We start from the raw sequence: 13,269 nt of genomic DNA, 5'->3' as shown, positions 1-13,269 counted from the left end.
CCGCTCAGCGCTCGGCGGGGTCGCCGTCCGCCGGGACGATCGGCACGCGGGTGACGCCGTCGGCCGAGCCCGTGCCCGCCCCGCCCAGCCGGCGAAGCAGCGCCGCCACGTCGACGCCGGCGAGGTCGCCGATCTCGCCGATGACCAGGGACAGCAGGAGGACGCCGAGAGCGACCGCGCCCACGACGAGGAGAGCGACCTCCACGCTGCCCTCTCCGTCGGTGTGGGGATCGACACTCCCAGGCCGGGACGTCGGTGATCACGCCGATCCGGCGCCGGGGCGTCCGCGTCGCCCGGACGGTCGACGGGCGACGATGGAGGCCGGCCGGCGACAGCGAGGAGGTGGGGCGTGCGGCGGGAGGCGAGCATCCTCCACCTGGACCTGGACGCGTTCTTCGCCGCCGTCGAGCAGCGCGACAAGCCGTCCCTGCGCGGGCGGCCGGTGGTCGTCGGCGGGGTGGGCGGCCGCGGGGTGGTGGCGACGGCGTCCTACGAGGCGCGGGCGTACGGGGCCCGCTCGGCGATGTCGACCGCGGAGGCGCGGCGGCGCTGCCCGGCAGGGACGGCGTTCCTGGGCGGCCGGTTCGCCGCCTACCGCCGCACCTCCGACGTCGTCATGGAGCTGCTGCGCGAGCTCTCCCCGCTGATGGAGCCGGCCTCCCTGGACGAGGCGTACGTGGACCTGGCTGCCGGCTCGCCCGGCCGCGACCTGTCGGTGGACGGCGTGACCGCGCTCGGGCGCCGGTTGAAGGAGCGGATCGCGGCGGCGACCGGCGGGGTGACCGGCTCGGTGGGGATCGGCTCGTCGAAGCTCATGGCGAAGATCGCCTCCGACCTCGACAAGCCCGACGGGCTGGTCGTCGTCCCCCCGGGCAGCGAGCTGGACGTGCTCCACCCGCTGCCGGTGACCCGCCTGGGCGGCGTCGGTCCGGCCACCGCCGAGCGGCTGCACCAGATCGGGGTGAAGACGGTCGCCGACCTCGCGGCCCGGTCGCTGCCCGACCTGGTCGCCCTGGCCGGCCGGGCGCACGGGGGCGGGCTGTACGCGCTGGCCCGCGCCGAGGACGACCGGCCGGTGGTGGCCGAGCGCGGCGCCAAGTCGGTGTCGCAGGAGTCGACGTTCGAGCGCGACCTGACCGACCTCGCCGTCCTCACCCGGGAGATCGACACGATGGCCGCGCGGGTCGCGAGCCGGCTGCGTGACGCCGCGCTGTCCGGGCGGACGGTGACGCTCAAGCTGCGCCGCTACGACTTCACCACGCTCACCCGGTCGCAGACGCTGCCGCAACCCACGGACGACCCGCGGACGATCGCCTCGATCGCCCGGCGGCTGCTCACCGAGGCGGGCACGGCCGGTGGGCTGCGGCTGCTCGGGGTCGGCGTCTCCGGGTTGTCCCCCTACGCGCAGGGGGACCTGTTCGCGGCCGACGACGACCTGCCGGCCGAGGAGGACCCGCTGCCCGCCGACGACGTCCCCGAGGCGCCGGAGGGCCCGCTGCCCGCGGAGCACCGGTGGTGGCCCGGCCAGGACGTCCGGCACGACGAGCTCGGCGCCGGCTGGGTGTGGGGCCGCGGCCTGGGGCGGGTCACGGTGCGCTTCGAGGGGCCGGGGACGCCGCCCGGGCCGGTGCGAACGCTGCCCGCCGACGACCCGGCGCTGCACGCCGCCGAGCCGCCGGACTGGCGGGTCGGCGCGGGAACACCAGCCGGCCCAGAACCGTGAGGCCGGCGCCGGCCTGGACGACGCCTCGGCCGGCCGGCTGGGCGTGGGCGGGGAGTCGGATGGCGGTTGCGTCGGCGCCGGGGGCGATCATGGGGCGCATGGTCGACCAGAGCGCGTGGGTGCAGATGACGCAGGACAACCCCGGGCACTCGGCGGCCTACGTGCAGCGGTTCCGCACGATGGCCAGGCAGGGCGCCGACCTCGGCGGGGAGGCGCGGTTGGTCGACGCGCTGCTGCCGCGCCGCGCACGGGTGCTCGACGCCGGCTGCGGTCCGGGCCGGGTGGGCGGCCGGCTGGCCGCGGCGGGGCACGACGTCGTCGGGGTGGACGTCGACCCGGTGCTGATCGCCGCCGCCGAGGAGGACCACCCCGGCCCGCGCTGGCTGGTCGGCGACCTCGCCGAGCTCGACCTGCCGGCGGGGGGCGTGGCGGCGGGCTTCGACGCGATCGTCTGCGCGGGCAACGTGATGACGTTCCTGGCGCCGTCCACCCGCGTCCCGGTGCTCGAGCGGCTGCGGGCACACGTCGCCCCGGACGGCCGCGCGGCCATCGGGTTCGGCGCCGGGCGGGGGTACGTCTTCGACGACTTCCTGGCCGACGCCCGCACCGGCGGGTGGACGCCGGACCTGCTGCTGGCCACCTGGGACCTGCGGCCGTTCACCCCGTCGTCGGACTTCCTGGTCGCCGTGCTCCGCCCCGCGTGAGCGGGTCGGCTCCACGTGGAACACGCGCCCCGCTACGGCCGGGGCAGCCAGGTGGGTCGCTGACCCGCCGGACCCGCCGCCGCGGTGCGCCAGGGCGGTGACCCCGGCGGCGCGACGACCGTGACCGGGCCGCCGGGCGCCGGCAGCGAGAGCAGGTACGGCGCGGGGTCCACCGGCTCCTCCGTGGCTCCGGCCGGCCGCCGCGGGGCGCCCAGCAGCCAGTGCGCCGTCCGGGCCAGGGACAGTGCGCCGTGCCAGCCGCCGCCCTCCTCGCGGCGGCGGGCCAGCGCGGCGAGCACCGTCGCGGCGGCCAGGTGACCGGTGGCGTGGTCCAGCGCCTGCACCGGCAGCGCGCCCGGAGCGTCGTCCGACCCGCACACCACCGCGATCCCGGTCGCCGCCTGCACCAACGAGTCGAAGCCGCGCCGCCGGCCCCACGGCCCCGCCGTCCCCCAGGCCGACAGGCTCACCAGGACCAGGTGCGGCCACCGGGCCGCCAGCGACGCCGGGTCCAGGCCGAACCCGGTCAGCGCGCCGGGCCGGTACCCCTGGACGACGACGTCCGCGGCGGCCAGCAGGTCCTCGACCGTCCGGCAGTCCGCGGCGGAGGCGAGGTCCAGCAGCACGTGCCGCTTGCCGGGCCCCGTGTCGACGAGCTGACCCGGGTCCTCGGGCAGGCGGGGGCTGTCGACCCGCAGGACGTCGGCGCCGTGCGAGGCCAGCGTGCGGGTCGCGACCGGACCGGCGATGACCCGCGTCAGGTCCAGCACCCGCACCCCGTCGGGGGACGCCGTCCGCGCCGGCCCGTCCACGACCCGGCGCAGCCCCACCAGCGGGGTCCCCGCCACGGCGCGCCCCTGCGGTGTGCCCGCCCAGGCGGCCGGCCGGCGCACCGCGGCGGCCGCACCCCCGGCGGCGACGACGGCGGCCTCCAGCTCCTCGGCCCGCCACCGCTGCGCCGCCGGGCCCCCCTCGGCGCCGAGCACCCGCAGCGCGGCGTCCCGGTGGTGCGGGTAGTTGCCGTGCAACCGCAGCCACCCGTCGGCGGTCGGCCAGAACCGCGACAGCGGCGCGAAGCCGGGTGCGACCGGCCGCCCGGCCACGGCCGCGTACCGCTCGCTGCGGAACGCCAGCCCGACGTGCGCGGCGTCCACGGCGACCTCGGCCGCTCCCCCGCCCAGCAGCCGGGCCGCGAGCAGCTGCGCGGCGACGGCGCCCACCGCGAGGTCGGGGACGGGCAGCGGCCCGTCGAGCCCGGTGCCGCCGGAGACCCGCACCGCCGGTGCCGGCAGCCCGGTCAGCAGCGGCCACACCTCGTCCAGCAGACCGGTCCCGAGCGCGGTCATCGGGCTCACGGGGGCGATCGTAGGAGTGCCGCCGTCCGCTCAGGGCTCGGCGGTGCCCAGCGCGATGGTGAGCTCGAGCATGGTGCGCGGGTCGTCGAGGCGCTGCCCGAACAGCTCGCGGAGCTGCCCCATCCGGTAGCGCACCGTCTGCGGGTGGACGAACAGGTCCGCGGCGATCTTCTCGCGCCGTCCGTGGTGCAGCAGCCACGACCGCAGCGTCTCGACCAGCTTCTCCCGCGGCCCGGGGCCCAGCCCGTCCAGCGGCGCGAGGACCTGGGCGCGCAGGTCGGCCAGGGCCTCGCCGTCGGCCCGGAGGACCAGCTCGGCCAGCCGCTGCTCGGTGTCCACCGGCGCGTCGTCCTCCGGCCGCAGGCCCAGCTGCAGCGCCCGCAGGGCCCGGGAGTAGGACGAGCGGGCGTCCTGCCAGGGCCGGGGGGGCCCGACGACGGCCTCGCGCCCGGTCAGCGCCTTCAGCAACCCGGCCCGGGCGAACCCCTCCGCGTCGGGCACGAGCAGCACGGCCCGCTCGGTGGACGGCTCCGCCCCGGGCAGGTCGGCGCCGGCCTGCAGCGTGCGCGCGTCGAGCTGGGCGAGCGCCCCCAGGGCCCGCGCCTCTGGCAGGAGCACCGCGGTGAGGGTCCGCGGCGGCGTCCAGTCGGCCCGCTCGGCGGCGGCCGCCAGGTCGAAGGCGGGGCTCCCGGTGAGGAGCAGCTCGGCCAGCCGCTCCAGGTGGCGACGGCGCTCCCGGCCGCTGGTGGCGAGGTGGTCGGCGTGCCCGGCGACGCTGGAGGCCGACAGGGCGTCGATGTAGGCGAACACCAGCTCGGCGAAGCGGGCCAGGGACGCCGCCGGCATCCCGGCGGCCACCGCCGTCTCGCTCATGTGCCGCCAGGCCACGCGGGCGCCGACCCGGTAGGCGGCCAGCAGCGCGTCCATCGACCGCCCGTTCTTCGCCTCGCCGCGGCCCAGGGCGTAGGCCCCCTCGAGCGCGGGCCCGATCGGCCGGCTGGCGTCGCCGCCGCCCGTCGTCGTCGCCAGCTGGAGGAAGCCGCCGAGCGCGAGCTGGACGGCGTTCTCGATCGCCCGGCCCATGTCGCCCCGGAAAGCCTCGGCGTAGCTGGGCACGGTCACGACGATCGCGGCCACGGTGCGCTCGGCGACGGCGGGCAGCTCGGCCCGCATCGCCGCCGCCACCGCAGGGGTGAAGGGGTTCTGCTCCGGCGTCACGCCCACCTCCCCGGCACCCGTGTCTTGTTCGCTGGGAACAGTATCCGGCCCGACGTTCACGTCGAGGGCACAGGTGTCTGCGCGCCAGGCTGGGAAGTATCAATGGCATGACCTCGACCGTCCCGCGCCCTTCCCCGGCCCGGCCGGCCCTCACCGCCCTCCGCAACCGGGCGCTGCGCCTCGCCGAGCTGGTGACGACGCCACTGCTGCCCGACGACTACCTCGACCTGGTCAACCCGCTGCGCTCCGGCGCCGCCCTCCGCGGGCGCGTCGAGGCGGTGCACCGGGAGACCCGCGACGCCGCCACCCTGGTGATCCGCCCCGGGGCCGACTGGCGGCCGCACGTGCCCGGGCAGTGGATCCGCATCGGCGTCGACGTCGACGGCGTCCGCCAGTGGCGCGCCTACTCGCTGACCTCCTATCTGACCCGCGCCGACGGCTGCATCAGCATCACGGTCAAGGCGATCCCCGGCGGGAAGGTCAGCAACCACCTGGTGCACCGCACCGAGCCGGGCACGATCGTGCAGCTCGACCAGGCCGCGGGGGAGTTCGTCCTGCCCACGCCCGCCCCGGCCAAGGCGCTGTTCGTCACCGCCGGCTCCGGGATCACCCCGGTGATGGGGATCCTGCGCAACCACCCCGAGCTCACCGACGTCGTCCTGGTGCACTCCGCACCCACCGCCGAGGACGTCGTCTTCGGCGCCGAGCTGCGGGCGATGGCCGCCACCGGCCGGATCCGGCTCGTCGAGCAGCACACCGAGACCGCCGGCCTGCTGGACCCCGCCGCCATCTGTGCGCTGGTCCCCGACCACGCCGAGCGCGCCACCTGGGCCTGCGGCCCCGTCGGGCTGCTCGAGGCGCTGGAGGAGCACTGGGCGGCGGCCGGCCTGACCGACCGGCTGTTCACCGAGCGCTTCCGCCCGGCGATCGTCGTCGCCGGCGAGGGGGGCACCGTCTCCTTCGCCCGGTCCGGGACCACGCTGGAGGCCGACGGCGCGACGCCGATCCTGGACGCCGCCGAGGAGGCCGGCGTCCTCATGCCCAGCGGCTGCCGGATGGGCATCTGCTTCGGCTGCGTGCTCCCGCTGCGCGAGGGCGCGGTCCGCGACCTGCGCAACGGCGAGGTCACCACCGCCGCCCCCGGGGACGGCGTCCTCATCCAGACCTGCGTGAGCGCCGCCGCCGGCGCCTGCGACATCGACCACTGATCCCCGCCCCCGAGACCACGGAGGACCCCTCATGACCGTCCTGCAGAAGAAGCCCGACAACCCGATCGCCCACCTCACCGCCGAGGACATCGAGCTCATCGGCAAGGAGCTCGACGAGATCCGCCAGGAGGTCATCGACACCCGGGGTGAGGCCGACGCGGCCTACATCCGGAAGGTCATCGACGTCCACCGCAAGGTCGAGCTGGGCAGCCGCGCGGTGCTGCTGGCCTCCGGGTTCCCGCCCGCCTGGATCCTGGGGACGGTCGGCCTCTCGGTCGCCAAGATCCTCGAGAACATGGAGATCGGGCACAACATCCTGCACGGGCAGTGGGACTGGATGCGCGACCCGAAGATCCACTCCACGACGTGGGAGTGGGACATGGCCAGCCCGGCCGACCAGTGGAAGCACTCGCACAACGAGCTGCACCACACGTACACGAACGTGATCGGCAAGGACAACGACCTCGGCTACGGCATCATGCGCGTCGACGAGGACCAGAAGTGGCAGCCGTTCCACCTCGGTCAGCCGCTGTGGAGCTTCATCAACGCCTGCTTCTTCGAGTACGGGATCGCCGCCTACGACCTGGAACTGGGCGCGGTGATCGCCAAGAAGCAGACCGGGGACCCGGAGTTCCGGGCGCGCGCGAAGGCGGTGCTGCGCAAGATCGGCCGCCAGGTGCGCAAGGACTACGTCATCCACCCGCTGCTGTCGGGGCCCAACTTCGTCTCCACGCTCACCGCAAACGTCGTCGCCAACATCGTGCGCAACCTGTGGTCGAACTCGGTGATCCTCTGTGGGCACTTCCCCGAGGGCGTGGAGACCTTCGAGAAGAAGTCGATCGACGGCGAGACCCGCGGCGAGTGGTACCTGCGCCAGATGCTGGGCTCGGCGAACATCTCCGGGTCCAAGGCCATGCACGTCATGACCGGGAACCTCTCGCACCAGATCGAGCACCACCTGTTCCCGGACCTGCCGAGCAACCGGTACGCCGAGATCGCGCCGAAGGTCCGTGACCTGTTCGACCGCTACGGGCTCAACTACCACTCGGCGCCGCTGCCGAAGCAGGTCGCGTCGGCCTGGCACAAGATCTTCCGGCTCTCGCTGCCGAACGGCTGGCTGGAGCAGACGACGGTGCGCAACCTGCCGTCGCAGCTGGGCAAGCTCTACACGATGGCCACCGGGTCGCCGAAGGTGCGTCGCCGCCTGCAGGCCGAGATGGCCGCCGCCTGACCCCGTACCACCGCACCGCCGCACCACCGCACCACCGCACCACCGCACCACCGCCGCGTCCCCGGTGCCCGACCTAGGGCCCGGGGACCGCGCCGTCGGGCCCGGGGACCGCGCCGTCGGGCCGGAGGACGCCGTCCTCGTCAGAGGACGCCGTTGGCGCGCAGGATGCCCAGCGCCTCGACGGTGCGGTGCCCGCGCCACTCGAGACCCGCCGCGGGTGAGTAGCTGTCGAAGTCGACCCGCCAGCCGCCGTCGTCCTGCTGCTGGGCGGCCAGCCGCTCGAGCTCCCGCTCGACCGCCTCCGCGGTCACCAGGGCACGCGCGGGGCTCCCCGGGTGGGGGGCGAAATCCAGCGCGCGCATGAACTCCTCCTCGGCGCCGCCGGCCACGTGCACGAGCCCGTCGGCCGGGACGTGCTGCCCGAGGCGGTCGAGCAGCTCGGCGGCCTCGGGGTGGGTGGCGTGTGCCGCGTCGAGGAGCCGCACGGCGAAGGCGAGTTCCAGCGCGTGCGGTTCGGGACCCAGTTGCCGGACGGCGTCCAGGCAGTACCCCGTCGCCCGCGCCAGCCAGGGGTGCCCGGCGACGGCGGGGTCGTGCTCGGCGACCTGGTGGGCCGCGGCGGCGACGATCGCGGTGATCTGCAGGGAGGACGACGTGGCGTCGGCGGACGCCCAGAACGGCGCGCACCCGGCGGGGTCGGGCACCGCGAGGGCGAACGGCAACCCACCGTCGGGCAGCGCGACCGTGGCACACCAGTCGCACAGCGCCCGCGCCCGCTCGGTCGTCGCGGGAGCGGCGTCGGCGAAGGCCTCGAAGGCGTGCAGTGCGCCGCCGGGCTGGCTGGTGCGCGAGCGCAGGTCGGGCTCCAGGCCCCAGCCGTAGCCGCCGTCGGGGTTGCGGTACGCCTCGACGGCGACGAGGACGGCGTCACCGTCCCCGTCCGTGAAGAGCCGTTCGAACCGCCGGCGGTCGAGCAGCCGGGCATGGCCCGCCATGAAGTCGGCGGCGGCGGAGAGGTCGACGCTCATGTGCCCAGCCTGGCGCAGACCACCGACAGCGGGCCCTACCGCGCTGCGGTGTCGGCCGGGGCACTGGCACACCGACCGCCCCTGACCGAGACCGACGAGGACTCTTTCGAGTAACCGCTGGTCAGAGGCGCGGAACTGTCAGACCCTCGCCGTAGCGTCGTCCATGTGTTCGACGGCGGCGCGTTCGGGGTGGGGGTGACCGCCACCGACCTGTGCCCGTGGCCGGGCGATCCGTCCCCGCCGGCGATCGACCCCACCGGGCTCGTGCCGCCGGGGGCGACCGCCCGCCCGGCCCGGCTGGGCGAGATGCTGCCGGTGGGCTCGCGCTGCGACGCCGACCTCGCGGCGGAGCTGCAGCGGGTGGTGCAGGTCGAGGGTCAGCTGGCCGCATACAAGGCCGAGCTCGTGGCCGAGTTCGCGTCCCGCCGGCCCGACCGCCTCGACGTGCCGCGCGGCCACCCCGGTGCCGCTGCGCCGCAGGAGACGGATGGGCACGGCCGGCCCGAGTTCGTCGGGACGTCGGAGTTCTTCGCCGACGAGCTGGCCTTGGTGCTCAACTGCTCCCGCTCGGCGGCGACCACGCTCATCGGTCAGGCGTTCGCCCTGCTCCACCAGCTCCCGGCCACCTGGGCGGCACTGGCCGACGGGGAGCTGGACTGGCCGCGCGCCCGTGGCCTGGCCGCCGAGCTCGGGGAGCCGGCGCAGGACAGCGACCCGGCGGTCCTCGCACAGGTGGAGGCGGCGCTGCTGCCGACCGCCGGCGACCTGTCGGTGCGTGCCCTGCGGGCGGCGGCGCGGCGGGCGCTGTTCGGCCTGCACCCTGACGCGGCAGAACGGCGGCGGGCCCGGGCGGAGCGCGCCGCGGACGTCAGGTCACGCCCTCTGGGTGACGGGATGGGCGAGCTCACGGCCTTCATGCCGCATCCGCTGGTCACCGCGCTGCAGGAGACGATCGACGGCTACGCGCGGATGGCGAGGGCCGACGGTGACCCGCGCCCCCTCGGCCAGTTGCGCGTCGCCGTGCTGTCCGACCTGGTGCTGCGGCCATGGGACACCAGCCGCGAGCCGTTCACCGCACACCTCACCGTCGTCGTCCCGGTTGGCGGCTCGAGCTCTGCGCCGTCCCCCGACCCGGCGGCCCAGCACGGCCGACTCGGTGGGTCGGCTCCGGCGGAGGTGAACGGTCAGCCGATCACTGCCGCCCAGTTGCGCGCCCTGCTCGAGCAGCTCGATGCGCTCTGCCCCGGCGGGCTCCAGGCCCCGGCTGCGGGCAGCATGGACATCGCACTCGTCGACCCGGACACCGGCGCCCTCCGCGCCACCGTCAGCCGGCGCGAGCTCGAGCGGACCGCCCGCCGCGGGTGTCCGGTGCACCCGCCCTCGGATCCCGCACGCTCGACGGCCATGCGTGGCCCGGCTCCCCACGACGTTTCACGTGAGACATGTCAGTGCCCCGTGGTGGATCGCCCGCCGCCGATCGATCGCTACCAACCCACCCCGGCCCAGCACCGCTTCGTGAGAACCCGCGACCGCACGTGCCGACATCCGGGGTGCCACAACAGAGCAGGCTGGGCCGATCTCGACCACGTCACCGCGCATGCCGACGGGGGCGAGACCGCGTGCGAGAACCTCTGCTGCCTGTGCCGTCGGCATCACCGGCTCAAGACGCACGCCCGCGGCTGGCGCTTCGTGATGACCGACGACGGCGTCCTGTCGGTGACCACACCCAGCGGCATCACGCGGATCACGCGACCACCGGGGCTCCGTCGGAGTCCCGACCACGGGCAGCCCGACGTCATCGAGCTCGACGACGATCCGCCGCCCTTCTGACCCAGGGCCGGGCTCCACTGGCTCGACTGGGGCGACCCTGACCACCAACCAGCACGACCTGGGGCAGCTGCTCGTGGCCGGACGGGCGCGCACGGCGCCACGTCCTCGATCACCCCCGGCGGAGGCCCCGATCGACCGACCACCACTCCGGCGGCGCGCCCTGGGGCCAGGTCCGACCCTTCCGTGACACCTCCCGAGAACGCCGGGAGGCCCGGAGAGCAGGTCGCTCCGGGCCTCCCGTGGTCCCTGGGGGGGTTTCGTCAGTTCGCCATGTCCACGAAGCGGCTGTAGTGGCCCTGGAAGGCGACGGTGACGTTCGCGGTCGGGCCGTTGCGGTGCTTGACCAGCATGATGTCGGCCTCCCCGGCCCGCGGGCTCTCCTTCTCGTACATGTCCTCGCGGTGGATCATCATCACCATGTCGGCGTCCTGCTCGATCGAGCCGGACTCGCGGAGGTCCGACAGCATCGGCTTCTTGTCCTGACGCTGCTCCGACCCACGGTTCAGCTGGCTCATCGCGATGACCGGGACCTCGAGCTCCTTGGCCAGCAGCTTCAGCGCACGGGAGAACTCCGAGACCTCCTGCTGGCGGCTCTCCACCCGCTTGCCCGACGTCATCAGCTGGAGGTAGTCGATGACGACGAGCTTGAGGTCATTGCGCTGCTTGAGCCGCCGTGCCTTGGCCCGGATCTCCATCATCGTCATGTTCGGTGAGTCGTCGATGTAGAGCGGGGCGTCGGCGATCTCGCCCATGCGGCGGGCGAGCTTGGACCAGTCCTCGTCCGAGAGCGTGCCGGCACGCATGTGGTGCAGCGGCACCTTCGCCTCGGCCGAGAGCAGACGCATGGTGATCTCGTGCTTGCTCATCTCCAGCGAGAAGATGACCGCCGGCAGGTGGTGCTTGACCGTCGCCGAGCGGGCGATGTCCAGACCCAGGGTCGAGTTGTGGGTCGGGATGAAGCTGCGGCCGGCCAGGAAGAGGTGGTCCGCGGCGTCGACCTGGATGCACCGGACGGGCACGCTGGCGATCGGCCGCACGTCAGTGATGAAACGGACCCCCCGAGCCGTGAACGTGCGCGACCCCCGCTCCTTGTGGAGCAGCTTCTTCCGCTCCAACCGGAAGACCTCGTCGTCCGTGCTGAAGGTGAGCGTGTAGCACGTCGACGACTCCTCGGTGCGCCCCTTCACCCGCTTGCGGGTCAGGCGCACGCGGTGGCCGAGGCCGGCGATCAGCTCCCGCGCGTCCTCGGCCAGGCGGCGGCTGGTGACCCCGAACTGCACGGCGCCGCTCGGGGTCACCGTGCCGTCGGTGTCCAGGAGCCCCGCCAGCAACGCCCGCCGCTGGGCCACGGAGCCGCGCAGGTAGGACAGGGGGATGTGCTTGTCGCCGAAGACCCCGAGTGAGCGCAGGAGGCCCTGCACGGTGCCGTGGTCGTCGCGGCACGCCTGGCACTGGGTCGGACCGGAGGACGGGCCAGCACAGTCGGGGCACGTCGCCTTCCGGCCGACGCTCCCGCTGGCCCGCAGCCGCCCGCCGCAGGTCTTGCCGCACGTCTGCACCTGGGACGTCTGGGGCACGAACCCCTCGCCGCACATCGGGCACGGCCGGGCAGCCACCCCGGGACGCGCGGGGAGCTTGAGCGCGTAGCGACGGTCGGCACCGGTGGGCTCGACGACCAGGCCCTCCGACTCGATGTAGACGGCGATCTCCGGGTCGTTGCTCGTGAAGTGCGCCGCGCGGGAGGTGCCGTCGCCCAGCCACACGCCGAGCGCGTACGGCGGCAGGGGCAGGTCCGCGTCGGGCAGCTCCAGGGGAGCAGCGTTCGTGACGGAGTGGTTGAGCCGGGCGTCCTTGGTGGCACAGCGGAGGCTACGGGCCAGCTCTTCCGTCGTCCGGACAGCAGCGAACGTCCGCTGGTTGCGGTAGCGGTTGTCGCCGGTGCGGGCCGCCTGAGCGGACCTGCGACTCGCCCGGTCGTCGGTGAGCCACTGGTGCTGCGCATCCGCGACGATCACCGAGCCGTCGGAGAAGTGCACCTCGTAGCAGGGACGCCCGGTCATCACATCGGTCGCCGCCACCACCGTGGTGGGCTGGCCGTCGGAGCCGATGACCTGCTCGCCGACGCGGATCTCGCCCATCGTCGTCCAGCCCGTGGGCGTGGCGACCGGGGTGTCGAGGGCCAGGGCCTTGCCCACACCGGGACGCGCCGCGATGACGACCATCTGGCCGGCCTGCAGGCCGTTGGTGAGCTCGTCGAGGTCGCGGATGCCGGTGGGGACGCCGCGCGCGGTACCGCCGCGGGAGGCGATGGCGTCCAGCTCGTCCATGGTCGGCTGCAGGACGTCCTCGAGTCGCGAGTAGTCCTCGCTCATGCGCTTCTCGGTGACGTCGTAGATCTCCTGCTGGGCGCGGTCGACGATGTCGTCGACGTCGCCCTTGCCGCCCGCGGCGCCGTAGCCCAGCTGGACGACGCGGGTGCCGGCCTCCACCAGCCGGCGCAGCACGGCCTGCTCGGCGACGATCGCCGCGTAGTAGCCGGCGTTGGCGGCCGTCGGCGTGGCCTGGATGAGCGTGTGCAGGTAGACCGCGCCGCCCATCTTCGACAGCTGGTCGGTGCGGTTGAGTTCGGCGGCGACGGTGATGGCGTCGGCCGGCTCGCCGCGGCCGTACAGGTCGAGGATGCAGTCGAAGATCACCTGGTGCGCGGGGCGGTAGAAGTCCGGACCGGCCAGCACCTCGACGACGTCGGCGATCGCGTCCTTGCTCAGCAGCATCCCGCCGAGCACCGACTGCTCGGCGGCGACGTCCTGCGGCGGCTGCCGGTCGTACTCCGGCGCCGTCGGCGTCGGTCGGCTGAACTCGTCGGCCACCGCCACGGAGGGTCCTCCATCCACTCACCGGCGCACCCGCGAACAGACCCCGGCCGCCGGCCGGGGCCTGGTGGGGGAAGCACCAGAAACGTCGTACACCTG

Annotated in this window: 10 protein-coding genes; 5 read left to right on the top strand and 5 right to left on the bottom strand. The window is 74.7% G+C overall.

Features of this window, described 5'->3' with window-relative positions:
- Positions 1-4: 4 nt before the first annotated feature.
- On the bottom strand, positions 5-205 hold the full coding sequence (locus CRP39_RS16880) for a hypothetical protein (RefSeq protein WP_097207527.1): 201 nt from the start codon (positions 203-205) through the stop codon (positions 5-7).
- A 144-nt stretch (positions 206-349) separates the two neighbouring features.
- Between CRP39_RS16880 and CRP39_RS16875 the strand changes: the two genes are divergently transcribed.
- Both CRP39_RS16875 and CRP39_RS16870 read left to right on the top strand, forming a co-directional pair.
- Entirely contained in the window at positions 350-1,723 is a 1,374-nt protein-coding gene (locus CRP39_RS16875; protein WP_097207526.1) for a DNA polymerase IV, read from the top strand.
- 59 nt (positions 1,724-1,782) lie between these two features.
- Complete coding sequence (locus CRP39_RS16870; protein WP_245853924.1) at positions 1,783-2,427, top strand: class I SAM-dependent methyltransferase; 645 nt, start codon at positions 1,783-1,785, stop codon at positions 2,425-2,427.
- A 32-nt stretch (positions 2,428-2,459) separates the two neighbouring features.
- Here CRP39_RS16870 and CRP39_RS16865 read toward each other — a convergent pair whose 3' ends face one another.
- Positions 2,460-3,773: a CoA transferase gene (locus CRP39_RS16865; RefSeq protein WP_097207525.1), complete on the bottom strand. Its 1,314-nt coding sequence runs from the start codon at positions 3,771-3,773 to the stop codon at positions 2,460-2,462.
- A gap of 39 nt (positions 3,774-3,812) precedes the next feature.
- The gene (locus tag CRP39_RS16860; protein ID WP_216359774.1) at positions 3,813-5,000 is read right to left on the bottom strand and encodes a PucR family transcriptional regulator; all 1,188 of its coding nucleotides are present in this window, start codon (positions 4,998-5,000) and stop codon (positions 3,813-3,815) included.
- A 107-nt stretch (positions 5,001-5,107) separates the two neighbouring features.
- Here CRP39_RS16860 and CRP39_RS16855 point away from each other — a divergent pair, with 107 nt between their 5' ends.
- Both CRP39_RS16855 and CRP39_RS16850 read left to right on the top strand, forming a co-directional pair.
- Positions 5,108-6,208, top strand: coding sequence for a ferredoxin reductase (locus CRP39_RS16855; RefSeq protein ID WP_097207524.1), 1,101 nt, complete (start codon positions 5,108-5,110; stop codon positions 6,206-6,208).
- A 31-nt stretch (positions 6,209-6,239) separates the two neighbouring features.
- Positions 6,240-7,439 carry a fatty acid desaturase family protein gene (locus CRP39_RS16850; RefSeq protein ID WP_097207523.1) on the top strand — a complete coding sequence of 400 codons (1,200 nt, stop codon included), beginning with the start codon at positions 6,240-6,242 and terminating at the stop codon, positions 7,437-7,439.
- Positions 7,440-7,579: 140 nt separating this feature from the next.
- Here CRP39_RS16850 and CRP39_RS16845 read toward each other — a convergent pair whose 3' ends face one another.
- Positions 7,580-8,467: a prenyltransferase/squalene oxidase repeat-containing protein gene (locus CRP39_RS16845; protein ID WP_097207522.1), complete on the bottom strand. Its 888-nt coding sequence runs from the start codon at positions 8,465-8,467 to the stop codon at positions 7,580-7,582.
- A 165-nt stretch (positions 8,468-8,632) separates the two neighbouring features.
- Here CRP39_RS16845 and CRP39_RS16840 point away from each other — a divergent pair, with 165 nt between their 5' ends.
- Positions 8,633-10,297 carry an HNH endonuclease signature motif containing protein gene (locus CRP39_RS16840; RefSeq protein ID WP_097207521.1) on the top strand — a complete coding sequence of 555 codons (1,665 nt, stop codon included), beginning with the start codon at positions 8,633-8,635 and terminating at the stop codon, positions 10,295-10,297.
- Between the two features lie 260 nt (positions 10,298-10,557).
- On the opposite strand, the gene dnaB is transcribed toward CRP39_RS16840, so the two are convergent.
- Positions 10,558-13,173, bottom strand: a complete 2,616-nt coding sequence (gene dnaB / locus CRP39_RS16835; RefSeq protein ID WP_097207520.1) for a replicative DNA helicase — start codon at positions 13,171-13,173, stop codon at positions 10,558-10,560.
- Positions 13,174-13,269: the final 96 nt, after the last annotated feature.

The sequence above is a fragment of the Geodermatophilus sabuli genome (genome assembly GCF_900215145.1).
Classification (GTDB): domain Bacteria; phylum Actinomycetota; class Actinomycetes; order Mycobacteriales; family Geodermatophilaceae; genus Geodermatophilus; species Geodermatophilus sabuli.
The sequence above is the reverse complement of the archived record's forward strand: the minus strand, read 5'-3'. Positions and strand labels throughout refer to the sequence as shown.